General features: G+C 68.7%; 23 protein-coding genes. 9 read left to right on the forward strand and 14 right to left on the reverse strand.

The genetic code is table 11. The features are described 5' to 3' along the window. Positions 1-63: 63 nt before the first annotated feature. Together BW971_RS18405 and BW971_RS18410 are read left to right on the forward strand one after the other, a co-directional pair. A complete protein-coding gene (locus BW971_RS18405) occupies positions 64-828 on the forward strand; it encodes a DUF2470 domain-containing protein (protein ID WP_076482533.1) in 765 nt (254 codons plus the stop codon). Between the two features lie 75 nt (positions 829-903). Beyond that, positions 904-1,716, forward strand: a complete 813-nt coding sequence (locus BW971_RS18410; RefSeq protein WP_234974481.1) for a CPBP family intramembrane glutamic endopeptidase — start codon at positions 904-906, stop codon at positions 1,714-1,716. Here the strand turns inward: BW971_RS18410 and BW971_RS18415 are convergent. From BW971_RS18415 to BW971_RS21990, 3 genes are all read right to left on the reverse strand, one after another. Further along, on the reverse strand, positions 1,709-2,434 hold the full coding sequence (locus BW971_RS18415) for a DUF4873 domain-containing protein (protein ID WP_076482534.1): 726 nt from the start codon (positions 2,432-2,434) through the stop codon (positions 1,709-1,711). The genes BW971_RS18410 and BW971_RS18415 overlap by 8 nt on opposite strands. A gap of 91 nt (positions 2,435-2,525) precedes the next feature. Next, positions 2,526-3,455 carry an AurF N-oxygenase family protein gene (locus BW971_RS18420; protein WP_076482535.1) on the reverse strand — a complete coding sequence of 310 codons (930 nt, stop codon included), beginning with the start codon at positions 3,453-3,455 and terminating at the stop codon, positions 2,526-2,528. Positions 3,456-3,509: 54 nt separating this feature from the next. After that, positions 3,510-3,866, reverse strand: coding sequence for a hypothetical protein (locus BW971_RS21990; protein WP_143690457.1), 357 nt, complete (start codon positions 3,864-3,866; stop codon positions 3,510-3,512). Positions 3,867-3,926: 60 nt separating this feature from the next. On the opposite strand from BW971_RS21990, the gene BW971_RS21745 reads away from it, so the two are divergent. Continuing rightward, positions 3,927-5,102: an LCP family protein gene (locus BW971_RS21745; RefSeq protein WP_234974482.1), complete on the forward strand. Its 1,176-nt coding sequence runs from the start codon at positions 3,927-3,929 to the stop codon at positions 5,100-5,102. 75 nt (positions 5,103-5,177) lie between these two features. Here BW971_RS21745 and BW971_RS18435 read toward each other — a convergent pair whose 3' ends face one another. The 5 genes from BW971_RS18435 to BW971_RS18455 form a co-directional block, all read right to left on the reverse strand. Beyond that, a complete protein-coding gene (locus BW971_RS18435; protein WP_076482537.1) occupies positions 5,178-6,074 on the reverse strand; it encodes a DUF5926 family protein in 897 nt (298 codons plus the stop codon). Positions 6,075-6,199: 125 nt separating this feature from the next. Further along, positions 6,200-7,042 (reverse strand): glycerophosphodiester phosphodiesterase family protein, encoded by an 843-nt coding sequence (locus BW971_RS18440; RefSeq protein ID WP_083710345.1) that lies wholly within the window; start codon positions 7,040-7,042, stop codon positions 6,200-6,202. A 30-nt stretch (positions 7,043-7,072) separates the two neighbouring features. Then, positions 7,073-7,996, reverse strand: a complete 924-nt coding sequence (locus BW971_RS18445; protein WP_159441884.1) for a DUF4328 domain-containing protein — start codon at positions 7,994-7,996, stop codon at positions 7,073-7,075. Between the two features lie 158 nt (positions 7,997-8,154). Further along, on the reverse strand, positions 8,155-8,478 hold the full coding sequence (locus BW971_RS18450) for a rhodanese-like domain-containing protein (RefSeq protein ID WP_076482539.1): 324 nt from the start codon (positions 8,476-8,478) through the stop codon (positions 8,155-8,157). Positions 8,479-8,810: 332 nt separating this feature from the next. Continuing rightward, positions 8,811-9,680 carry a S49 family peptidase gene (locus tag BW971_RS18455; protein ID WP_076482625.1) on the reverse strand — a complete coding sequence of 290 codons (870 nt, stop codon included), beginning with the start codon at positions 9,678-9,680 and terminating at the stop codon, positions 8,811-8,813. A 44-nt stretch (positions 9,681-9,724) separates the two neighbouring features. Here BW971_RS18455 and BW971_RS18460 point away from each other — a divergent pair, with 44 nt between their 5' ends. Further along, positions 9,725-10,519: a VOC family protein gene (locus BW971_RS18460; protein ID WP_234974483.1), complete on the forward strand. Its 795-nt coding sequence runs from the start codon at positions 9,725-9,727 to the stop codon at positions 10,517-10,519. Between the two features lie 11 nt (positions 10,520-10,530). On the opposite strand, the gene BW971_RS18465 is transcribed toward BW971_RS18460, so the two are convergent. Genes BW971_RS18465 through BW971_RS18480 form a run of 4 tightly spaced genes read right to left on the reverse strand, consistent with a single transcriptional unit; the run spans position 10,531 to position 17,348 of the window. Continuing rightward, a complete protein-coding gene (locus tag BW971_RS18465) occupies positions 10,531-11,631 on the reverse strand; it encodes a winged helix DNA-binding domain-containing protein (protein WP_234974484.1) in 1,101 nt (366 codons plus the stop codon). Beyond that, positions 11,618-15,019, reverse strand: a complete 3,402-nt coding sequence (locus BW971_RS18470; RefSeq protein ID WP_076482540.1) for an ATP-binding protein — start codon at positions 15,017-15,019, stop codon at positions 11,618-11,620. The genes BW971_RS18465 and BW971_RS18470 overlap by 14 nt, the downstream gene beginning before the upstream one ends. Continuing rightward, positions 15,016-15,837, reverse strand: a complete 822-nt coding sequence (locus BW971_RS18475) for a DUF4194 domain-containing protein (protein WP_076482541.1) — start codon at positions 15,835-15,837, stop codon at positions 15,016-15,018. The genes BW971_RS18470 and BW971_RS18475 overlap by 4 nt, the downstream gene beginning before the upstream one ends. Continuing rightward, entirely contained in the window at positions 15,834-17,348 is a 1,515-nt protein-coding gene (locus BW971_RS18480) for a DUF3375 domain-containing protein (protein ID WP_076482542.1), read from the reverse strand. The genes BW971_RS18475 and BW971_RS18480 overlap by 4 nt, the downstream gene beginning before the upstream one ends. 268 nt (positions 17,349-17,616) lie before the next feature. On the opposite strand from BW971_RS18480, the gene BW971_RS21555 reads away from it, so the two are divergent. The 5 genes from BW971_RS21555 to BW971_RS18500 all read left to right on the forward strand — a co-directional run bounded on the left by BW971_RS21555 (position 17,617) and on the right by BW971_RS18500 (position 21,241). Beyond that, positions 17,617-17,775 carry a hypothetical protein gene (locus tag BW971_RS21555; RefSeq protein WP_159441885.1) on the forward strand — a complete coding sequence of 53 codons (159 nt, stop codon included), beginning with the start codon at positions 17,617-17,619 and terminating at the stop codon, positions 17,773-17,775. A 193-nt stretch (positions 17,776-17,968) separates the two neighbouring features. After that, entirely contained in the window at positions 17,969-18,598 is a 630-nt protein-coding gene (locus BW971_RS18485; protein ID WP_076482543.1) for a superoxide dismutase, read from the forward strand. Positions 18,599-18,938: 340 nt separating this feature from the next. Further along, a complete protein-coding gene (locus BW971_RS18490) occupies positions 18,939-19,499 on the forward strand; it encodes a peptidase (protein WP_076482544.1) in 561 nt (186 codons plus the stop codon). Positions 19,500-19,619: 120 nt separating this feature from the next. After that, positions 19,620-20,357 (forward strand): TMEM165/GDT1 family protein, encoded by a 738-nt coding sequence (locus BW971_RS18495; RefSeq protein WP_076482545.1) that lies wholly within the window; start codon positions 19,620-19,622, stop codon positions 20,355-20,357. 122 nt (positions 20,358-20,479) lie between these two features. Continuing rightward, on the forward strand, positions 20,480-21,241 hold the full coding sequence (locus BW971_RS18500) for an SDR family NAD(P)-dependent oxidoreductase (RefSeq protein ID WP_076482628.1): 762 nt from the start codon (positions 20,480-20,482) through the stop codon (positions 21,239-21,241). Here BW971_RS18500 and BW971_RS18505 read toward each other — a convergent pair. Then, on the reverse strand, positions 21,189-22,442 hold the full coding sequence (locus BW971_RS18505; protein ID WP_076482546.1) for an MAB_1171c family putative transporter: 1,254 nt from the start codon (positions 22,440-22,442) through the stop codon (positions 21,189-21,191). The genes BW971_RS18500 and BW971_RS18505 overlap by 53 nt on opposite strands. After that, entirely contained in the window at positions 22,433-22,939 is a 507-nt protein-coding gene (locus tag BW971_RS18510; RefSeq protein WP_076482547.1) for a hypothetical protein, read from the reverse strand. Before BW971_RS18510 ends, BW971_RS18505 begins: the two co-directional genes overlap by 10 nt. Positions 22,940-22,963: the final 24 nt, after the last annotated feature.

Raw genomic sequence — 22,963 nt, forward strand, 5'->3', positions numbered from 1 at the left:
CTTCATTACACTGTGGGTCGTCGCCGCCCGGTCCACCCGCACGATCTCGACTGGAGAACGCCCATGCACCAGACCGCAGGACGCCCGTCCGACGCCGAGGCGATCCGGACCGCGTGTATGAACGTGGACGGCGCCACGCTGGCCGCCGAGGGTCCGGGCGGGCCGACCGAGCCCATGGCTGTCAGCATGGTCCATCTCTTCGACGGTCAAGCGTTCGTCCTGGTTCCCAGCCACCTCGCCGACCCCCACGTGATCTCCGCGCAGGGGGTGCCCGCGGTACTCGAGATCGCCGACTGCGCCCCCATCGCACTGCGCGAGCGGGTGCGGTCCCTGATCTGGCTGAACGGGGTGCTGCACCTGGTCCCGGGCGATCTCGAACGCGAGCTGGCCATCGAGATCGCCGCGGACCACCCGCACGACGGTCTGCTCGACATCGGCCACGGCGCCGCGATGCTGCGGTTGCAGATCAGCACCGCGGTGATCGCGACGTCGTCGGGTGCGGCGTCGGTACCCGCCGACGAGCTGACCGCCGTCGGACCCGATCCGTTCTGGGAGTTCGAGGCGCACTGGTTGTCGCACCTGGACAACGACCACGGTGACCTCGTCGGACAGTTGGCCCGGCATCTGCCGGAGAATCTGCGACAGGGGCGACTGCGCCCGCTGGGCATCGACCGGTACGGGATCCGCTTGCGCGTGGAGGGCGGCGACGGTGACGCCGATGTGCGACTGCCCTTCTCGCGACCGGTCGACGACGTCGCCGGGTTGTCGCGAGCCCTACGGGCGCTGGTCGGCTGTCCCTTCCTCAACAGTCTGCCCGGCGCCGGCTGAGCCCCGCCGGTACCGGCGGTTCCCGCACACTGCCGATACCGGCGCATCCCACCGGAGACGACTACCCTGCGCGGGGTGGACGGTGGTCGGCTCGGTCGGTTGATCCGTCCGCATCCTCCGGCCGACATCGAGGTGCTGAGCGACCCACGAGAACGTCGCGCGGCGCATGTCGAGATCGTCGTGGTCCTGCTGCTCACCTTCGGCATGTCCGGCATCTCGTCGGTGCTGTCGCTCATCGAAGCCGAACTCCAGCGCGGCGGCATCGGCGGTCAGACGGTCGCGCTGAACACATCGCAGTCCACCCTCGATCTCATCGACCTGATCCGTCAGTTGCTGGGCGCGGTGCGGCTGTTCGCCATCGCCGCACTGGCCGGTTACCTGATCTGGCGGTCCGGGGTATCCCTGCACCGGGTGGGTCTGGATCGTCTCCGCCGATCCGACGTCGGGTGGGGTGTGGTGGCCGCGGCGGTGATCGGGTTGCCCGGGCTGGGGCTGTACGTGATCGCCCGGTCGCTGGGGGTGAACGCCGACGTGGTCCCCAGTGCACTGACCGACACCTGGTGGCGGCTGCCCGTGTTGGTGGTGTCGGCCTGGGCGAACGCGGCCGCCGAAGAGGTGCTGGTGGTCGGATACCTGGTCACCCGGCTGCGACAGCTGGGGTGGCGGGAGAACTCGTCGCTGGTGGCCTCCGCGGTGCTACGCGGCAGTTACCACCTGTATCAGGGCGTCGGCGGTGGGGTCGGGAACCTGCTGATGGGGTTGGTCTACGGCCGCTTCTTCCAACGCACGTCCCGACTGTGGCCCCTCATCATCGGGCACGCGCTCATCGACACCGTCGCCTTCGTGGGTTTCGCGCTGCTGCGCGATCAGCTGAACTGGCTCAGCTGACGACGGCCACGTCCGACGACTCGTCGTCGTCGGACGTCGGGAACGGGAGCGGACCCACCCCGACCACCCGGACATGCCCCCACGGCGTGACCTCGGCCAACCGCGCCGCGACGCGGTGGGGATCGTCGCCGATCAGCACCTCTGTGGCCCGACCGTCCTTCCAGGCGCGGACCTGCTCCCCGTAGGCGGTGCCCACCCAGTGCTGCTTGCCGTCGAGGGGATCGAGATGCGCCGCGAGACGCACTCGGGCCGCCGCCGACTGGTCTCCGCAGCGGATGGTGAGCTCGCGGTCGATCACCTCGTCGTCGGGGTTCTCGGGGCCGTTGAGCACGTAGAGGTTCTCGTCGAACGCGCGCAGCCGGCGGATCGTGCGGCGGGAATCGCGGTTCCGACGCCGGCACCAGGCGCGTTGCACGGGTGCGCGCAGCGTGATCCGCGACGCGCCGGACACCGTGAACGCCTCGACCGCGGCGGCCAGATGGTCGGCGACCAGTCGCATATCCGCACCTTCGAGACCGAGGGTGAACTCGTTGGGTCTGCGGTGGTCGACCACACCGAGGTAGCTGTCGTCGGCACCGCGCCGCATCCTGATCAGCAGATGGGCGCGGCGTCCGTCGTCGAGGGTCCAGCAGTCGTCGGCCGCATCGAGGACGGCGTCACCGGCATCGACGTCGAGGATGGTCGGGGACAGCCTGCTTCGCGCGATCCGGCTGATCATCCGAGCACGATCGCGGGTGCCGCCGCCCAGGACGGCGACATCCGCGACAGCCTCATGAGGCCCGACGACTCCGTCAGGCTCGCACCCCTCCTCAGGCAAGGAAACCCCCGCGACGCCAGCCCCACCGGGAGAACCGGGTCATCAGTCCGTTCTCCTCGAGGAACGCGGCCAGCGAAGCAAACCCGATGACCTGCTGTTCCCGGAAACAAGGGTTCGCGCGGGCGATCTCGGCGGTGCGCACCGGGTCGAGGCCCGCGTTCGCGTACATCCGCGGATTGGTGAACACCCGCTGGAACAGCGGCCCCGCCAGCCCGTGCAGGTTGGCGGCGAGAAACGTCTCCCAGCGACCGCGGATCGGGCGGCGCCGCCGCACACCGTCGCGGGCGAAGCCGATGTGCCGGGCCTCCTCGGTCACGTGCACCGCCATCAGTCGCGACATCAGCGGTTGCAGTTCCGGATCGTCGAGCATGCGTCGCTGCAGGGCGTCGAAGATCTCCTCCCCGATGAGGGCGGCCATCCACAGGATGGTGCCGCGCATGGGGTAGGCGAGTGTGTGCATGAGCAGTCGCTGCCACAACACCATCTGATAGGGCCGGGCGCCACAACGCTCGATGGCCTTACCGAACATGACCATGTGTCGGCACTCATCGCCCATCTCGGTGAGTGAGTAGATGGTCTCCGGCGACGACGGGTCGTGCTTCATCAGGTTCTGCAGCAGGGCGCGGTTGAGCAGGTTCTCGAACCAGATCCCGGTGGACAGGATGTTGGACATCTCCTGCCGGGACAGCTCGATCCGCTCGTCGACGCTCATCCGCTCCCACAGGTCGGTGCCGTAGACGGTGATGAGCGCGGGCGGCAGGAAGTACTTGTCGTCGTCGAGCGGCGCGTCCCAGTCGAGGTCGACCACCGGGTCGTAGGAGCGTTTGAGGGAGCCGTTGAGCAGGCGTTCGGCAACCGCGCTGCGTGGCTGTTCATCGCGCGCTCGGGCGCTACGGGTGGTGTTGGCGGCAGGCGCGGACATGGCGACTCCTCACGTGGCTGTGATCTCCGACACTATGCTCGGTGCAGGGTTCCGTCAACAGCGAATGGGCCAGTTGTCGATGGCACGATTCGGTGTCGACAGCGACGCACTCGCGGACGTGGTCGCGTCCGACCGCTCGACGGCACCCGCCGCACGTATGGTCGGTCTGTGAGCGACGAGCCCCCCTTCCTGCGGCGTACGCCGCCCCGGGAGCCACGCCGCGAGCACGGTGGGGATGCCCAGGGAAGCGACGGTCGGGATCGCGACCCTCAGCGCATCCGACGGGGCCCCGATGATCGCGGATATCCCCCACGGGATCAGTCGTATCGTCCGCGCGACGGTGGCCCGCCGCGGCGGGATCACCGCGATCCCCGCTCTCGCCACGCCCAACCGCAGAACCGGGGTCGTCACGACGGCGTTCCCGGCTATGCCCCGCCCCAGCGACCGGAACCGGTACCCGGTGCGCGCCCGGTGCAGCACGAGCGCCGGCCACCGCCGCGGCGCGGTGGTCCGGACGGATTCCGCCGCGATCCCCGCATCGAGGCCGCGCGCGCCGAACGCGGATTGCCGCCGCGTCGCGACGACGCCGATCGGGATCGCGCGCGTATCGGTGACCGCCCCCCACCCCACCAACCGCCGCCACGACGGCAGGTCGCACCGGAACGTCCTCGTCGACGTCGCACGTGGTTGCGCAGCCCCGGATCGATCGTGCGCACACTCGCTGTGCTGGTCGTGGCGCTGTTGGTCCTCGGGGTGGCACTCACCTTCTATTTCGACACCAGGTTGCACCGCGTGGACGCATTGGGCAACTACGCCGGTCGCGTCTCCGACACCCCGGGGACCAACTGGCTGATGGTCGGATCCGATTCCCGCGCCGGGTTGTCGGACGCACAGAAGAAGGCCCTGGCCACCGGCGACAGCGACGGCAGTCGCACCGACACCATCATGCTGGTGCACATCCCGGAGAGCGGGAAGGCGGTGATGGTCAGCATCCCGCGCGACCTCTTCGTCACCATCCCCGGTCAGGGGCAGTACAAGATCAACGCGGCGTTCAACTTCGGGGGTCCGCGGTTGCTGACCCAGACCGTGGAAACGGTGACGCACGTCCACATCGACCACTATGCGGAGATCGGGTTCGGTGGCTTCGATTCCTTGGTCGACGCGGTCGGCGGGGTGAACATCTGCCTCGACCAGTCGATCCGGGATCCGCTGGCAGGCATCAACCTGCGGAAGGGGTGTCAGAACCTCGACGGGCAGCAGGCCCTCGGACTGGTGCGTACCCGCGCCTTCCCCAACGCCGACATCGAGCGGGTGATCAACCAGCGGAAGTTCTTGGGAGCGTTGATGTCCAAGGCGGCGAGTCCGTCGACGCTGCTGAACCCGTTCCGCCTGTTCCCCCTGATCAACGGAGCCATCGGTTCTCTGACCGTCGCCAACGGCGACCACATCTGGGATCTGGCCCGACTCGGTTGGGCGCTGCACGGCTCACCGATCTCGACCAGCATCCCCACGCTGCCGTCAGAGGTCACCAGCGACGGCTTGGCCCTCATCCCCGGTGACAACACCGCCGCGTTCTTCGATCACATCGCCAAGGACGAACCGCTGCCCGACGACCTCATCCAGAACGCCGGCGGCGCGCTCGGCTGAGCCGCCGGCGGGACGTCGAGCGGGCCGTCGTTCGCGCCGAGCAGGCCGTCGTTCGCGCCGAGTGGCGTCTCGACGTCAGCGCAGCGTGACCTGGCGGCCGCGGATACCGTCGCGGGACCGACGTTCGGCGGTGCTCAGGTCCCCGGTCTGAGCGAGTGCCTGGGTGAGTTGACGGTCAAATTCCGCGCACCCCGGCAACCATTCGTCGGGATGCATCTCCGGATCGAGGTCGAAGACCGGAACCAGCAACCCGTGGGTGCGGAACGAGCCCGCGAAGCGTGAGCCCTCGCCCAGGGTCAGACCACCGGCGGCGTGCACCCGGGCCAGAGCGCTCATCACCGCGTCCTCGTCCTCGGGCCGAATCCAGCGCAGGTGCGCGCGTTCGCCGGCGTCCACCCACCACGGCGCGCCCGGGCCCTCGACGTCGAGGCGGGCGGTCGGCAGGATCGACTCGCCGGCCTGCTCCACCATCTGGCGGATCTCGGCGGGCGGTTCGGCATCGGCGAACCACCAACGGAAGTCGTCGTGCACGGTGATCTCGAGCTGCTGGTCGGGGTCGATGACCTCGGCCAGCGGGATCGACTCATCGCCGGCGCTGAAGGTGTCGTCGGCGGCGGCGGACACAGCCCAGGCGAGCGCTGCGCCCAGTCCGCCCGCGACGTCGTCGGGCACGGGATCGGTCTGCAGTGCCGCCAACCCCACCTGCTCGCGCCCCACCGCGCCGACGGCTCCCGGGAGGATCGTCGCCAACCGGACCTCGTTGTCGCCGTGCACGTCCGAGCGCACGGTCACCGGCGACGTGGCCGACGCGACGAAGGTGCGCAGGGCCACCAGATCGCACTCCGCCGCGAGTCCGGCGAAGGGCCGGGGCGGCGGCGCCATCGCCGCCGACTGCCGGTCCCGCCGCGCGGCGACCCGTTCCGCGCGATTGCTACCCGGCCGTGGTCCACTGCCCCGTTTGCTCTTGCCCATCCGGTCAACCTATCGTGCCGCCGGTTGTGAACATGGGCACGGTCGCTGCCGACAACGGCCCAGTCGACGTGAACAACGGCCCAGTCGACGTGAACGAGGGCACGCTCGACGTATGGCCGGGTCGGTCAGGCGAGGTCGGCGAACCAGCCGCCGAGGCGCGCGGGAAAGTTGGTGGCGACCCAACGCACTCCGAGGTCGGCGCACAGCTCGGCGTCGGGTCGTTCGTCCACGGTCCAGCAGTAGGTCACCCGACCGGCGGCGGCGTCCCGGTCCACGGTCCGCTGGTGGTCACGCAGCGTGGTGATCGACGGCCCGGTCCCGGTGGCGCCGACCACCCGCGCGGCGCTGCCGCCGAGGAACCGCGCGGTGTCGCCGAGCAGCACGGTCGGCAACAGCGGCGCGTGTCTGCGGATCCGCCACAAACTGGCCGCGGAGAACGAGATCACCGCGGCGCGACTGTGATCCGCCGACGGTGGTGCGGCCACCCCGAACCGGTGCAGTTCGGCGAGCAGCTTCTGTTCCACCAACCCGCCGAAACGCACCGGGTGTTTGGTCTCGATGAACAGCCGGACGGGGCGTTCCCAGTCCAGGGTGAGGGTGAGGAGCTCGGCGAGGGTCAGCACCTGCGCGGAAGCACCGTGCGGATGCCAACTGCCGAAGTCGTGTTCGCGGAGTTCGTCGAGCGTCAGCTCACTGACCACCCCACTGCCCGACGACGTGCGGTCGATGGTGCGGTCGTGCACACAGACGAACTGCAGATCCTTGGTCAACCGGATATCGCATTCCAGGCCGTCGGCCCCCTGCGCGAGGGCCAGTTCGTAGGCCGCGACGGTGTGTTCGGGCAGCTCACCCGACGCACCCCGATGCGCGACCACCGCCGGACCCGGCCGACGATCCACCGCGAGGGGCTCGGGTCGAGCCGCACCATCCGGCCGTCCGACGGTCTCGTCCACACCGCTCTCACTCATACCGGGCCTCGTCCGTCCGGTTCGCCCGTCTCATGCCACGGCCAGCCAACGGGTCGCGGGCACCTCGACGGCGCGCTCGGTGAACAACCGGTTCAGCACCCATAAGGTGCCGGCCAGGAACGCGGCGCCCGCCAGATCGGAGGCGGCGGTCAACCACACACCGTTGGCCGCCCACTGCACCGAGTCGGCACACCACCGGACGAGGACGGTCAGATAGGCCAACACACTGACCGCCACCCAGCCGACCCACCAGCGGCGCAGTATGCGCGAACACCGCGGGGACAACACCTCCAGGTCGTCGCCGGGCATCGGCCATTGCACGTCGGTCCGACGGTTGTCGGGATAACGGGCGGCGAGTTCGTGGAAGAACGCGGCAGGCCAGGCCAGGTTCAGCACCGGGACCACGCATCCGACGACGAGCTGCCAACGTCCGCGCGGATCCACCCGGTCGTCACGGCGATAGCGGTCGACACGTTCCTCCCGCAGCCAGGCGATCATCGTCGCGAACACCGCGACCACGGCCAGCAACGACGCGATGCCCACCACCAGATTGATCCCGATCGCGATCGCCGCGTGGGTGCGGTTGACGGGTTCGGTTCGGTTGGCGATCAGCAGTGCGTAGACCCAGATCTCGGCGGCGGCGGCCAGGATCAGCAGCACCATCGCGATGATCACCGAGTTCCGCAACACCTGCCGGTTGGCATGTGCTCGTGGCCGTGGCGGTTCGGGGGCCGGGTCGGGCACGTCGACCAGCCCCCACCGCGGGATCTGCCGATACCGGGGAATTCCGGGTGGCCGCGGGGGCGGCGGTAACTCGGGGGGAGGTATCGCCTCCGGTGGGCGTCGAGCGATCCACCGCACGTACCGGTTGGACGGCCGACGGGCGGCCGACGGCGGGGCGGGACGCGGCGGCGACTGGGCACCAGTCGCGACGGGTCCACCGCCGATGACCATCAGTGGACCCCCGCACCGAGGACAACCGGGGCGGTCCGGACGATGACGCGCCTGGATCCGACACCGGGGGCAGTAGTCCATCATCGGCATCGCTCCATCACCGGTGGCGGCCCACTGCCGACGGGTCGACCGTCGCGCAACAGCGTGGCACGGTCGGCCTACGCACCCGTCACGACGGGCCGGTTGTGCTCGGCCCAGGCGATCATGCCGCCGCGGACGTTGGCCCCTTCGTAACCCCGTTGATTCAGGTACTCCAGCACCCGCATGGACCGACCACCTGAGTGGCAGATGACGAGTAGATCGGCGTCCATGTCGATCTCCTCGATACGCGCCGGGACGTCACCGAGCGGGATGTGCAGGGCCCCGCGGACGTGTCCTGACTCCCACTCGTCGGGTTCTCGCACGTCGAGCAGAATCCGCGACTCGTCACCGGTGAAATCCTCGGGGAGGTCTGCGACGGGGACCATGCGGATGTCGGACATGCTGCCATCGTGGCACGCGGTCGTCGGGGTGTCATCCGAGCCTCGATCGGACGTCTATGGCGACGCGAGGACCGCTGTCTCCACACGTTGTCCACAGGGGTCCGCTCGTATGCGCGATCGTGAACTCGAGTGATGAGATCGCGCAGGTTAAAGCCATTCGGGGCCTAATTCGGCCCAATCGACGTGATCGCGGTCACCATCACACCGGATCACACCCCTGTTTTCCACAGTTTCCACAGCCTCATCCACAGGTCGAGGGTGGTTGTGCACCCTCTCAGCCAGCCGAAGTGCACTTCACCTGTGGATGAATTCGGGTGCCGGCCACAGCTTGCTCACAGGCCGAAGGAGGCCCGACGAGATCGGACATCGGCCGCGGACACCAATCCTCCGATCGCGTCGCCGACGACCGCCGACACCACCGCCGAGCCGGCCTCCACCGCGCTACCGGTGAGACGGGACAACAACGGTCGGGGCGGTGCGACGACCTCGATCTCGGCATCGGGATAACGCTCGGCGACCACCGACCGCACCACCCCCACCCCGTCGACCAGACCGACGTCCACCGCGCGCCTGCCGATCCACACGTCGCCGGTGAACAACGTCTCGTCGCTCTCGGTGAGTTTGCCCGCGCGTCGCTGTCGTACCCACCCGATGAACACCTCGTGCAGATCGGCCTGGATCCCCGCCAACCACGCCACGTCGGCGGGGCTCTCCGGCAGGAACATGTCCAACCGCGCCTTGTCGTCACCCGCGGCGTGCACCCGCCGTTCCAGTCCGAACCGGGACAGCAGGTCCACCGCGCCGAACCCTGACGAGACCACGCCGATCGACCCCACCACCGAGGTCTTCGCCGCGAAGATCTCGTCGGCCGCACACGCCACCCAGTACCCACCGGAGGCGGCGACGTCCTCGCAGAACGCCAGCACGTGCACCGCGTTCTCCGAGGCGAGCTGGCGGATACGTTCGGCGATGTACTCCGACTGGGCGGGTGACCCACCCGGCGAGTTGATGACCAACACCACGGCCTGCAACCGGTCCATGGTGAACGCGCGCTCCAGGGTCTCCTCCACACCGTCGGCGCTGAGCCCGTGCCGCCCGACTCCCGCGTTGCCGATGATCCCGTCGAGTCGGACCATCGCGATACGGTCGGCGTGCGCGGAGGTGACCTTGTTGACCAGGGACTTCCAGGGAGCGGGACTCATGGCGACCACTGTATGCGGCGGCCCGTGACAGACTCGCACGATGTGTGTGTCATCTCGTCGCAGCCGGTGAGGGCCGACCGCTGACCGGTCCGGAGATCCGCTGGGCGTCGGTGCTCTTCGACTTCCCCGCCGACGAGTTCGGTGAAGAGGTCACGTTCTGGCGTGCGATCGCCGGCAGCACGGTGTCACCACCCCGCGGCTCGCGACGACAGTTCGCCTCGCTGGAACCGTTCAACGGTGATCCGCATCTGCGCGTGCAGCGCACCGACCACGGAGAAGCCGGCGTACATCTCGACCTGCACGTCGAGGACGTCGGCGCGATGGTGGGGTGCGCGGTCGACCTCGGCGCCACGGTGGTCGCCGAGCGCTCCGACGACGAGTCGGTGACGCTGCGCTCCCCTGCCGGATTCCCGTTCTGCGCGGTCCGTTGGCAGGGCGAGGCAACCCGCTCACGACCGATCCGCTGGCCGGGCGACACCATCAGCATCATCGACCAGCTGGCGATCGATGTCCCCGCCGCCGACGCCGAGGCAGAGGCGGCGTTCTTCGTCGGGTTGACCGGTTGGCAGCCATGGCCGGGACGACATCCGGAATTCGTCACCCTGCGCGGCCCCCGGACGTTGCCGATACAACTGCTGATCCACGCCACCGGTTCCGGACCGTTGAGCGCTCACGTCGATCTGGCCAGCACCCACCCGGAGGAGGAGGTCGCACGTCATGTCGACTGGGGTGCCACGGTGGTGGCGCGGATGTCGGATTGGACGGTGATGGCCGACCCCACCGGGATGCCGTATTGCATCACCCGCCGCAATCCCCGCACCCACGAACTCCCGGGGTGACGCGGCACCGCCTACGTTCCCGGCGGCGTCCGCAACAACGTGGTGAGCAGGTCGACCTCGGCGTCCACTGCGGCACGGTCACGCGTTCCGACGGGCCGCAGCAGGTCCACCGCGACCGCGTCGTCGGCGCCCACCGACCACGTACCGCTCACCCGGCCGTCGACCAGCACAAAACCGGGTGAGCGTCCGTTCGGGGTGGCGATGGCGGCCATGACGTCCTCGTCGATCACCCGCCGACGGTCGGCCTGCGCGAACACGATGTTGTCGTAGGGGGCGACCAGGCGCACCGGCGCCGGCGTGTCCTCGTCGGCCACACCGAGACCGTCGAGGTCGAAGAGTTCCTCCCCGTCCGGGCCCTCGATGCGTTCGAGTTCCCAGTCCGCCTCCATCGCCTCGACGAGCGGACCCAACCCGGTCAGACCGGCCCAGGTCTGGATGCCGGCAACGGTCGCCGGACCGAAGCCCCGAAGATACAGACGGATCAGCTCCGCGCGTGCCTCGTCACCGGTGAGCGCCGGGTCGCCGGGACCGACCCAATCGTCGAACAGGGCATACGTGGGGCCGCCGCTGCGCCGCCACAGTCCGCGCGGCGGTATCTGCACCAGCGGGAGTCCACAGCGGGCGATCGCGACCAGGGTGCCGGGTGCCTCGTCCGGCCGGCGCTCGGCCAGTGCGATGCCGAGATCCCTGCCCGACAGCGCCGTCCCCGACAACACGGCCCGGGCGTCGTCGACGATCTCCGCCGGTGCGGCACGGACCAACCGCTTCGCGTGCGCGGTGCGGACCTCGGCGTCCAGCGCGGGCTGCGCGGCTGACCGCACCCAGCGGGCGTCCTCGGCGTCCATCAGGAACAGGGTGCTGCGCAACGACGCCATCCGCACCACCTCGCGATCGGTGAGCAGTGCGTCGAGGTCCGCCGGGACAAAATCACCGATGCGCGACCACAGGCCGACGAACGCCGCCCGCGGGTCCTGACTCTGCAGTCCGACACACCGATCGAGCACCTCGAGCAGGTCCTCATCGATCCGGGCGGTGAGGTGTTGGCGGGTCAGCAGCGTTCGGTTCCACTGCCGCAGGCTGATCTTCACGTCGCGCGCCTCAGGCGGTCCCACCGTGCCTGCGCACCTCGGCCAGCTCACCGAAGGTCGCCATCCGCGCATCCGAGTGGGCTCCCGCCGGGGTGACGTGCTTGTCCACCAGGATGACCTGGCCGATGAACGGTTCCACGATGCCGACCATACGGATGGGCGCGGCGATCATCAGCTGGAAACCGAACTGTTCGAACGCCCGCAGCGATTGGCTGCTGAACGTCTCGTCGCTCTTGCTGAACGCCTCGTCGAGCATCAGCGGCGCGAACCCGGGCCGGTGATCGTCACCGGTCCGCAGCGAGAAGCTCAGCGCCGCGGCGAGACAGAAGGCGACCAGTTTCTCCTGTTCGCCACCGGAGTTGGTGGCGGTGTTGCGATAGGTGTGCACCGGTGCGGCGTCCGCGGCGGAGCCGGCCGCCAGTTCCTTGCCGTAGAAGGTGTAACTGTTGCGGACGTCGAGAACGTTGTCGCACCAGCGCCGCCCGTCGGTGTCGGTGGCGGTCAACCGGGTGACCAGGTTGCGGATCCGGTAGAACTGGCGGGCCAGCACCGCCCCGTCGCCCGCACGGGCCGCGGGCGCGTCCCGGGTCATCGCGTCGACGATCCTGGTGAACTCGCGGGCCTCGTCGGTGGGGTTGTTGACCACCGCGATCTGCAGGTAGGTGTCGGAGTTGAAGTCGACCTGACACAACCCCGAGTTGACCTCGGCGATACCGGCTTTGATGCGCTTGTTGGTGTCGGCGATCTCCTTATACAGATTCGACACCGAATGCGAGATGTCCGTGGTGATCAACCGCCGGAACCGCTGCTGGGTGCCCGCGAGCCCGTGCGCCACCAGACTCTCGTGGACGGCGACGAAGTCGGGGGCACCGTCGATGGTCGCGACCAGGTTGTTCCCGGCCTCCGGCCACTCCCGTAGGAACGCCTCCATGGCCCGGAGGATCCGGTTCTCCGCCGCGTCGCGGTCGGTGTTGGCCTTGTTCTGCACCGCCTCCAGCGCATTGCGCAGATCGGAGCGGACCTCGCCGTAACTGTCCAGGGTCAACGACTTCTGCGTCTGTGCCAACGTGCCCGCGAGCACCTCATCCAGGTAACCGCGGTCGTCGTCGTCCAATGCGGAGCCGGTGTCCCGGATCTGTTCGAACTCGGCCAGCCACCGGTCCCAGTCGGAACCGATGTGACGCAGCTGGTCGTTGATGGCGCCGACGCGGGCCACCGCTTCGCGCCAGTCGGCGCGGGCGATCTCCACCTCCTCGGAGAGTTCTGCGAGGTCGACGCGGTTCTCGCGGACGGCGTCGATACGGCGGTTGAGCTCGTCGGCGTCGCGACGCACCGACCACCAGTTCAGCTCGGCCCACGATGCGTAACCGGCCAGCGTCTCGGCCTGTTTGGCCCGCTCCCGGTTGGCCTCCAGGAGCTCCCGGGTGTCGGTCGACGCCTGCCGGGCGGCGCCGTACCGCTTGCCGAGCGCATCCAGTCGCGCGGTCAGTGCGCTGTGTTTGGCCTGGGTGTTGGTGCCGAGGATCCAGTGCATGCGATCCCCGACCGGTCTGCGGTCGTCCTTGCGGTACCGATCGCGGCCCGCCTTGACCAACCCTTCGGGGGTCACGGCGATCTCGTGGTCGTCCAGCTCGCGGGGCAACCGCACGCAGATGTGTTCGGCAGTGCGTGCGACCACTCCGACCAGCCAGTTGCCCGCCGGGTGACCGGTGTGCACCCGTACCTTGGCGGCCAGCGACCCGGGCACCGGCGGTCGATCCGGCGCCACCCTCGGGGTGTAGGTCCGGAACTCCAGCACCGACCCGAGGTCGGTGGAGTTGACGAAGGCGGCGACCTCGCCACGCCGGGCGTCGGGGACCAGCAACGTCATCCCCAACCCGCGCAGCACACGTTCGGCCGCGCCCGCCCAGGTGTCGCGTTCGTCCTCGATCACCTCGATCAACTCTGCGGCGTAGGGCAGTTCAGCCGCCGGGATGTCGAGGGCGTCGGCGATGGTGTCACGCTGGGCCAGCGCCGCCCGCGGCAGCAGCGACCGCCGCGACGAGACGGTGCGCAGTTCCTCGGCGACGGCGTCGTGTTCGCGCCGCGCATCGGATTCGGCGCTGAACGTCTCGTGCGCCGACGCGGCGATCGAGGACGCGGCGGCGGAGGCGGCCCGCGCGATCTGCGGCGCCCGGTCGCGCAACGCGCTGAACTCGGACTCCGATTCGGGTACCTGCTCCTCGAGTCGCGCCACCACCGCGGCGTAGCGCTCGTAGGCCCGGTTGCGCGCGGTGACCTGTTGCTCGAAGGCCTTGAGCTCGAACTCCAGCGCGGTGAGCTCACCCTTGTCGACGGTGAGCTGGTCACGCAGCGAGGTGTGCCGGTCCTCGCGCTCGTCGGCGGTGTTCTCCCAGGACGCGATCTCGTTGTCCAAACGGATGCGTTCGGCCTCGATGCTGTCGAGTTTGTTCTGCAGCAACGTCACCCGGTGTTCGCGCATGAACGCCCGCATCGGTGGTCCGAGCAGCCCGGCCGCGCGGGTGGTGGACTCGTCGGCGCCTCGATATGCCGCCCAGGCGGCGGGTATCGGCCGCAGCGCCTCCTCCTGGGCGTGCGCCCGGGCGGCGGCCTGATAGGCCTCGTCGAGCTGGGTGAAGTTCTCCACCAACCGTTCGGCCTTGGCGTAGGTGTCGGGGCGGTCGAGCATGTACGTGCGGATGAACAGGTTGAGGTCGCCGACGTTCTTCATCGCCTTGGCCTTGCCCATCAGCGACAGCGCCGCCGACGATGCCCCGATCCCCACCCTGCGCCGCAACGCCTCCTGATACGCGGCCTGGACGTCGAAGCACTCCACGTCCGGGTGCTCGTGACGGTATCGGCGGATGTCGAATCCCCCCGCCGCCCAGTCGTTGAGAGTCATCAGACTCACCGATCCGTGGTGCAGCTGATACCACGAACGCAAGGACGACCCGTCGATCCCTGACCCGGCGAACCACTTGATCGCCACCGCGGTGGTGACCGCGCCGGCACCGTTGTCGTAGGTCGCGGCGATGGCAGACCAGGTGGCACCGGAGCCACGCAGGTACTGCACCTGCGACTGCTGGTGTTCGTCGTCGTTCTCCGCCCAGGCACCGCGCACGTAGTCGGCCATCGATCGGGCGGCGCGTTTGGCCCCCTTGGCGGTCAGGTCGGCCGAGGCGTTGAACACCTGGTCGTAGGTCGGCAGCAGCACCACCGAGTGTGCGTCCATCATCGACGACTTCCCCGAGCCCGACGGACCGGTGAGCATCACCCCACGCTCGTCGATCGGGTGGTCTTTGTACCCGTGAAAGGTTCCCCAGTTGACCAGTTGCAGGCGGGTCAGCCGGAACTGCCCCACGTTGCGGGTGCGGGAGCCGGGGACGTCGGGCCGCTCCAGGATCTCGGTCACCGGACCACCTCCTCGGTCGGGTCGGGTTCGGTGGCCGCCTCCGCGGCGTCATCCACCTCGTCGAGGTCGACCCCGGCGCCTCGTCCGGCGAGGGCGAGGTACGCGTCGGTGTGGGCCTGTACCTGTTCGGGGGTGAGCAGTGCCGCGATGACCCCGAACACCGCGTACCGCTGCGTACCCGCGATCTGCCGGATCACCTTGCGGCTCTCCAACAGGTTGATCGCCGCGTCCACCCGGCGGACGAACCCCGCCTCGTCGGTGTCGTCGGTGGGCTTGTAGCCGAGCAGGTGATCGACCATCTCGTCGCGCTCCACCGTGACCGGGTCGTCGACAGAGGTCAGGTACTTCTGCCGCAGGAACAACGCGAGCACCGACCCGGCGAGGGTCAGGGTGGCCGACCGCAGGATGTTGCGCTGCCGGGGGTCGTTCTCGCTGACCTGACGCGTGAAGGCGTACCGGTTCTCGTGGTCGAGGACCAACACCAGGTTCAGTTCCGAGAGCCGCGAGCGGATGATCTCCTCGTGGGCCTCGACCGTCCGCCAGTTACGCGACCGCCCCGACACGTGGGCCGCGGCGACGAGCTCCTGGAGGGCGTAACAGACCGGTGCGGGCAGCTGTGAGGTGTCGCCGTCGAACCGGGGCGCGGCCTCGCGCTCCTCACCGAGGGTCCCCACCGGCGTCGAGTCGTCGAAGGTGAAGTGCGAGAGGTCCACCGAGGCGTTGTCGGTGATGTCGTCGACGGGGATGAGGCCTTCGACGTTTGCGGCGTCGGCGGCGGCGGCGGCGGCGGCGGGATCGATGTCGCGGGGGTCGGTCATCGAGGGGCTCCTGTCAGGCCGTCGAGCAGGTGGACGGCGGCCGGCGCGGACACGGGTGCGTCGGGCAGCGGTGCGCTGAAAGTCATCGCGGGCAGCCGCATCTCGCGGGCGCCTGCGGCAGTGTGCGCGAGGACGGTGACCTCGCGGACCTCGTCGACCTCCCCATGCCGCAGGGCCAGCGACCAGACGCCGACCACGTCACCGGCACGCGCGCCCGGCAGCACGGCCAGCACGTCGGCCAACCCGGTCGGTCCGTCGCCTGCGTCCACGGCCAGGTTCACCGCCTCGGTCAACGACTGCCAGTCGATCGATTCCACCGCCATCAACGCAGCTGGGTCGATGACCATCTCACCGCCGGTGTCGTGCACCACATCCGGCAGTTCGATCACGCCGTCGTGGAACGCCAGCGCGCCCACCGACGCGGTGTCGACAGTGCTGAACGGCACCGGTATGCCGATGTCGCGCGTGGGTGCGACGCGTTCGAAGGCCGCCGCGGCGGCCTTCTGCGCGGCGGCGATCTGCTCGCGGAGCACCCGGTGATGCAGCACATCGCCCTCTTTGACGAAGGTGTTGATGCGCCGGTACACCTGGCCGCGCACCTCGTCGACGCGTTGCACCTCCGCCCACATCCGGTCGATGAACCCGGTGAGGGTCTCGACGAGGTCGTCGGGCAGGTCCGGGATACCGGCGACGATGTCCTCGATGTGCTGTTCGAGCACCTGGCGCATCCGGTGGTCGGCGATCAACCCGTAGAAGGCGTCGAAGGCTTTGCCCTGCGGTGATTGTGCGAGTTCGTCGTATCCGTCGAAGAGGCGGTTCAACGCCTCGGCGTAGCCACCGGTGGAATCGTCGGCGCCCTGGATGAGCAGCGCTCGCGAGTTCTGCCGCAGCCGTTCGCCGTACCCGATGATGTCGGCGGGCATACGCTCGGCGAGCGAGCTGACCATCCGGATGTCGTCGAGGACCCGGCGCCGATCCACGGCGGGCAATGCACCGGCGGCGAGCTCGTCGCGTCGGCGTCGGAGGTCGGCGATCTTGGCGTCGATGTCGCGGATGTGTTCGCCCGGATCCGGATTGATCGCCACGGCGACGTCGCCGAGACGCCCGACGACCATCTCCATCACCGTCTCGGTGGCCACGGACCGGTCCCGGCGCACCGCCTGGATCTGCGCGATGGCGCTGGTCGCCCCGCGGGTCAGGTGGTAGCGGTCCACGTCACGAACGGGATCCAGGGTGCGCGAGACGAAACCGTCCTTGACCCATCGGTCCAGCAGGTCGGTCGCGCCGGGTGGGGTGAAACCGCGGTCGGTCCAGTGCTCGGCGAGCTGATCGATGTCGGTCTGCACCTGGGCGGTCAGCAGATCACCCGCGACCTGTCCGTCGCCGAGACGCGCGGCCATGATCGACAGGTGGACCACCGCGTTGCGCGACCGCAGGAGCCGCAGCGTCACGTCGCCGTCCGCGCTCTCGGCGAAGTCGGTGAAGAACTCCGCTGCGGTGCTGCGGCTCATCTCACCTCCAGGTGCGCGGCGCGGTCTGCCCCCGGCCGGGGGCCGGTCGTGGTGTGGCCAGTAGGCGATCCTAGTTCGCCGCCGGTTCGACGTGACGGCCCCGGGCCGGGGGTTCCGATGCGAGGTGTCCCGCTGCGCTGACCTGCGCCGACGACGGCGAGTTGAGCGTTCGGACATCCACCGCCTATGCTGCAACTCACAGACGGGACTGTGACTCCGTTCACAATCCCCTCGACGCAGCGGATGCGATGAGGAGGGCGACGACGCCATGGCGAGTGACATCGGCTCGACGGGGAGCGTCGGGCACACCACCCGTCGCGCGGTCGCGGACGGATCCCACACCAAGACCACCGGTTCGCAGTGTCTCGGCATCGGCGTCTCCGTCATCGCACTGGCGCTGGTGTTGGCCGTGCTCATCCTCATGTGACGACCGCCGTCACACCGTCGTCGCCGGCGGTTCGGTCTGCCCGCGAGACGGCCGGACAACCTGAACAAGGGTTCAGGTCATCTATTGCGCGAATGTTGCATTCACCCTGGGTCTCGTGAACTCTGGATCGTGTCCAACAAGTCGATGACGAGGGAACTCACTGCGCGACGGGTTCCCCACGGAGAGGAACAACGTGTCTGAATACACCTTGCCGGATCTGGATTACGACTACGGAGCTCTCGAGCCCCACATCTCCGGCAAGATCATGGAGCTCCACCACGACAAGCACCACGCGACCTACGTCAAGGGTGCGAACACCGCGGTCGAGAAGTTCGCCGAGGCGCGCGCGGACGGCACCATCGCCGACAAGGTCTACGGACTCTCGGCGACCCTGGCCTTCCACCTCGGTGGCCACACCAACCACTCGATCTTCTGGAAGAACCTCTCGCCGAACGGTGGCGGGGAGCCCGACGGTGACCTCGCCGCGGCGATCGCCGACCAGTTCGGCAGCTTCGACGCGTTCCAGAAGCACTTCACCGCCGCCGCGACCACGCTGCAGGGCAGCGGATGGGCCGTGCTGGCATACGACACCATCGGTCAGAACCTGCTGATCTTCCAGCTGACCGACCAGAGCGGCAACATCCCGGCCACGATCATCCCCGTCGTGCTGCTCGACATGTGGGAGCACGCCTTCTACCTCGACTACCAGAACGTGAAGCCGGATTACGTCAAGGCCTGGTGGAACGTCGTCAATTGGGCCGACGCGGCCGAGCGGTTCGCCAAGGCGCAGAGCCAGGGCGCCGGACTCGTCGTCCCCGCCTGACCTCGGCGCCGCCGCACGCGGTCGCACCTCATCACGAACGGCGGTCTCCCTCACAGGGGAGGCCGCCGTTCGTCGTGTCCGGACCAGCGCACGGTCCGCGGATCGCCGACCCGCCGCCGACAACTGCGGCAGATCCGATCTCCCGCAGTTGTCGGCCGTTTCCCGCTGATGCATCGACAGGAGATCGTCAGACCTGCGGGAAGTCGGGTTGTGACGAATGTGCTACGTGCCGGAAACGAGTCTGTTGATCGCCCCGTCCCACCCCTGCGGTGTCCGATGACCGGAGGCAAGCTGAGGTACTCGGTCCCGACGGGGTCGACAGTCCGCTGCAGGGAGGACCATGAGCACACAGTCTGACGGCGGGAGCGGTCCGCGTCCGCGAACGGAGTCCATCGGCCTCACCCCGTTTCACCAGAGCGGCCAGCTCAAGGGAATGCTCATCTGCGGGCGTTGGCCGGACACCACCCTGGAGTGGACACAGACCCTGGTCGCGTCGGTGCGGATCGCGTGCCGCCCCGGGTTCCTGCGTTCGACCACCGTCTTCGGTGTGCTCGAGGACTGTCCCGAGGACAGCGGACCGGATGTCGTCGGGATGATGGTCGCCATCGGCAGCGTCATCGGCGACGGTGTCGTCAAGGCCGGCCGGGCCCTGTCCGGGCACCCTCCCGCCCTGGTGATGTTGCATCCACCCTCGCACACCCGACCGTCGTTGCCGGAATGTCCCGAGGTCGGGTCGGGCTGTGTGTTGTTGCCGGGGTTGCCCGAGCTCGGTCTCGAGCACCGTGCCGGATGGGCGGAGGCGGAGGCCGACGGCACCATCATCACCATGCGCAACCAGACCGGGGTGGACCCCAACGCCGATCCGGACACCGCGGTGTTGGCCATGCTGCTCGCCTCCTGACGGCGCGGCCGAGCAGCGTTTTTCGGCTGCCCCAACTCTCGATGTCCGGGTCGCCGAGCGCTTCCGTCGCAGCGTTTCCGACAGTTGTGTTCGGTTTTAGGGTCGCCTTACTGTCGAGTCATGTTCACCGCCCTGCTCGTCAGCTTCGGCGTCGTCTTCGTCGCCGAACTCGGCGACAAGTCACAGCTCATGGCGATGACCTACGCCATCCGCTACCGCTGGTGGGTCGTGCTGTCGGCGATCCTGGCCGCGACCACCCTGGTCCACCTGGTCTCGGTGGCTGTCGGTCACTTCCTGGGTCTGTCCATCCCCTCCGATCTGATCTCCGTGGTCGGCGGCATCGCCATGCTCGTGTTCGCGGTGTGGACCATCCGCGGCGACGACCTCGACGACGGTGAGTCCGACAAGGCCAACCGCGTCGGCGCATCGGTGTTCTTCGCGGTCATGTCGTCGTTCTTCCTCGCCGAACTCGGCGACAAGACGATGCTGGCCACCATCACGCTGTCCACCGACCACAACTGGGTCGGCGTCTGGTTCGGGTCGACCATCGGCATGGTCGCCGCCGACGCGCTGGCCATCGTCGTGGGCGCGATACTGGGTCGTAAGCTGCCCGAACGGGTCATCGCCCTGGGTGCCGCCGCGTTGTTCCTCGTGTTCGGCGTCTGGTTGTTGACCGAGGGCATCCTCACCGCGGGCAGTCCGCTGGTGGCCGGTATCGCCCTGGCCACGGCCGCCGTGGTGCTGATCGGCGGAGCCTTCTACATCCGCTCGGTGCATCGCCGCCGGGCTCTCGACCAGCAGCGCAAGGATGCCGAACCCGCCTCGATCGGCGCATCACCGAGCGATCGGTCGGTCTGAGCGGATCCGGTGCGCGCCCACCTGTCCACCTCCCGCTATGGTCTCCACTGACGCCACAGCGGTCGCATGTCCCCATGCGCTCCTCGCAGCCGGGACACGTGCCGCGCGATCAGGGAGAACAGATGGAGATTTCCGGTTCAGCAGTACTCGTCACCGGTGGTGCGTCGGGCCTCGGTGCCGCGACCGCCCAGCGTTTCGCCGCCGCGGGCGCGACCGTTTTCGCGCTCGACCTCGCCCCATCGATCGAGAAGGCGGGTGAGGTGGAGGGAGTGACCTTCATCGCCACCGACGTGACGTCGGAATCGGAGGTACAAGCCGCGCTCGACACCATCACCGGCTCGGGCGCACCGTTGCGGGTCGCCGTCAACTGCGCGGGGGTGGGCTGGGCCAGCCGCATCCTCTCCAAGAAGGGCCCGCACGATCTCGACCTGTTCCGCAAGGTCATCGACATCAACCTGGTGGGCACCTTCAACGTGATGCGGCTGGCGGCGAACACCATGCAGTCGCAGGCGACCGTCGACGACAACAATCAGCGCGGTGTCATCATCAATACCGCCTCGGTGGCGGCCTTCGAGGGTCAGATCGGCCAGATCGCCTACACCGCCTCCAAGGGTGCCGTGCACGCCATGACCATCTGCGCGGCCCGCGACCTCGCGCAGGTCGGGGTGCGGGTCTGCACCATCGCGCCGGGCACCATCGAGACCCCGATGCTCGCCGGCATCACCGAGGAGTTCAAGAAGACCCTGGAGGCGGGTATCCCGTTCCCGCAGCGTCTGGGACGTCCCGACGAGTACGCGCAGCTCGCCGAGTTCATCACCCAGCACGACTACCTCAACGGCGAGACGATCCGGATGGACGGCGCGCTGCGGATGGCCCCGCGCTAGCGGTCGCGCTCGTCGACGGGTCCGATGCCGCCCGGTGCCGGCCGGTGTCGGATCCGTCGACCGGGTTCTCGCCACGCGCACGCCGCTCGGCGACGACCCGCGACAGCCGCAACAGCGGTGCCGCATCACCCTCGATGCCCGGTCCTTCGGCGGCCAGCACCGGCCGGGCCGCACCCGGACCCGCGGTCGCCGCGCGATGCTGGTGCAGGGCGATGTCCAGGGCACCGAGTTGCACCTGCGGTGACAGGTCGTCGAAGTCGGCGGGCAGATAGGGGCTGATACGGACCAGTGCGTCGCGGATCTCCACCACCCGTCGGCGCAGCTGAGCGCTCTGGTTGCCGCGGAAGTCGGGCAGCACCAACGCCGGGAAGTCGGCGGTGAGCAGTTCCCACAGCGGCGTCAGTTCCCGCATCCGACGCCGGTCTCGCACGCGGTCCCTGGCCGCCACCCGCATCGAGTGCAGCATGGGGAAACACAGGCCGAGGAAGAAGATGGCCAACCCGATGATCTCCAGTGTGGTCGCCGCGGGGACGAATACCGGCAGGGTCCACCAACTGGTGAAGGAGCCGATCACGAAGGCGGTCTGGACCACCGTGCCCAGCGCCATGACGATCAGTCCGCAGAACGTGAGTGCCAGCGAGATGCGCAGGTATCCGTCGGCCAGCAGCAGGTAGCGGCGGATCGAGTTCACGCTCGCGAACAGACCGTAGACCAGGTAGCAGCCCGAGATGACGAAGAACAGCGCGAACCCGAGGTCACGGGTGGTGAACTCGGAGATGTTGGACGAACGAATCGACACCGGAGTCGCGAACATGGCGACGTTGAGGCCGATGACCGCCACGACCAGCGGCACGGCTTCCGCGCCGATCTTGCGGCGCTGGGTCTCGTCGGTGCTGTCGCGGAAGAAGAAAAACGTGATGACCAGGGCCGCGACCCCGATCGACAGCAGACAGTAATAGGCGATACGCGCCAGCCCCGCGAACAGGTTCGTGTCCACCCAGGCACTGACCGATCTGCTCGTCACCACGAACGAGATCGTCAGGGCGGCGATGGCGACGGTCATCGCCCACGACTGCAGTCCACCCTCGCCGCGGCGCAGGCGCTCCAGCCGCCAGCACAGGGCAACCGCGAACAGCACGACCGCGACGACGTTGACGATCCCGACCAGCGCACCGCTGGTGACCGCTCCCGCTACAACCATCCGCGATGACCTCCCAACGCGCGTTGCACACCGCGCAGTCCGCGGTGTTGGACGGCGTGTCCGACACCCCGGGTGGCGGTCGCCGCCCAGTCCACGATCTGGGTGGCGAGCACCTCGGCCTCCCATTCCCGCTCGTCGGAGTAGCAGGTGCGGCCGAGCGCGGCGTCCGATTCCGCATCGGTGGGAAAGGTCGGGGCCGATGATCCGGGATCCACCAGCTGATGCCCTGCCATCAGATGACTGAACTCGTGGACGATGATCTGCTCGCGATGCAGAGGGGTGGTGTTGGCCTGACAGAAGAAGTAATCACCGTCTTCTGCCGCGAGCCAGATGCCGCTGGGCGCGTCGGCGGGCAACGGGTGATCGAGTATGCGGATGGGACGTCCACGACGGGTACCGTACCGCTCGCACAGTTGCTCCGCGCTCAGCGGAAGGTCGAGGTGGAGCCCGGCGAGCTCCCGACGGCACAAAGCCCTCAGGGAACGCTCGGATCGCATGTCGTCGACAACTCCGGTGGTCAG

Source organism: Williamsia sterculiae (genome assembly GCF_900156495.1).
In the GTDB taxonomy this organism is placed as follows: domain Bacteria; phylum Actinomycetota; class Actinomycetes; order Mycobacteriales; family Mycobacteriaceae; genus Williamsia_B; species Williamsia_B sterculiae.

What these genes read in the sequence shown, in the direction of transcription:
- BW971_RS18445 (WP_159441884.1), bottom strand. Translation starts at nt 7,996, where the DNA reads ATGGTCATCGGCGGTGGACCCGTCGCGACTGGTGCCCAGTCGCCGCCG.
- BW971_RS18495 (WP_076482545.1), top strand. Translation starts at nt 19,620, where the DNA reads ATGTTCACCGCCCTGCTCGTCAGCTTCGGCGTCGTCTTCGTCGCCGAA.
- BW971_RS18450 (WP_076482539.1), bottom strand. Translation starts at nt 8,478, where the DNA reads ATGTCCGACATCCGCATGGTCCCCGTCGCAGACCTCCCCGAGGATTTC.
- BW971_RS18490 (WP_076482544.1), top strand. Translation starts at nt 18,939, where the DNA reads ATGAGCACACAGTCTGACGGCGGGAGCGGTCCGCGTCCGCGAACGGAG.
- BW971_RS18435 (WP_076482537.1), bottom strand. Translation starts at nt 6,074, where the DNA reads ATGGGCAAGAGCAAACGGGGCAGTGGACCACGGCCGGGTAGCAATCGC.
- BW971_RS18475 (WP_076482541.1), bottom strand. Translation starts at nt 15,837, where the DNA reads ATGACCGACCCCCGCGACATCGATCCCGCCGCCGCCGCCGCCGCCGCC.
- BW971_RS18510 (WP_076482547.1), bottom strand. Translation starts at nt 22,939, where the DNA reads ATGCGATCCGAGCGTTCCCTGAGGGCTTTGTGCCGTCGGGAGCTCGCC.
- BW971_RS18405 (WP_076482533.1), top strand. Translation starts at nt 64, where the DNA reads ATGCACCAGACCGCAGGACGCCCGTCCGACGCCGAGGCGATCCGGACC.
- BW971_RS18420 (WP_076482535.1), bottom strand. Translation starts at nt 3,455, where the DNA reads ATGTCCGCGCCTGCCGCCAACACCACCCGTAGCGCCCGAGCGCGCGAT.
- BW971_RS21555 (WP_159441885.1), top strand. Translation starts at nt 17,617, where the DNA reads ATGGCGAGTGACATCGGCTCGACGGGGAGCGTCGGGCACACCACCCGT.
- BW971_RS18440 (WP_083710345.1), bottom strand. Translation starts at nt 7,042, where the DNA reads ATGAGTGAGAGCGGTGTGGACGAGACCGTCGGACGGCCGGATGGTGCG.
- BW971_RS18455 (WP_076482625.1), bottom strand. Translation starts at nt 9,680, where the DNA reads ATGAGTCCCGCTCCCTGGAAGTCCCTGGTCAACAAGGTCACCTCCGCG.
- BW971_RS18415 (WP_076482534.1), bottom strand. Translation starts at nt 2,434, where the DNA reads ATGATCAGCCGGATCGCGCGAAGCAGGCTGTCCCCGACCATCCTCGAC.
- BW971_RS18480 (WP_076482542.1), bottom strand. Translation starts at nt 17,348, where the DNA reads ATGAGCCGCAGCACCGCAGCGGAGTTCTTCACCGACTTCGCCGAGAGC.
- BW971_RS18500 (WP_076482628.1), top strand. Translation starts at nt 20,480, where the DNA reads ATGGAGATTTCCGGTTCAGCAGTACTCGTCACCGGTGGTGCGTCGGGC.
- BW971_RS18505 (WP_076482546.1), bottom strand. Translation starts at nt 22,442, where the DNA reads ATGGTTGTAGCGGGAGCGGTCACCAGCGGTGCGCTGGTCGGGATCGTC.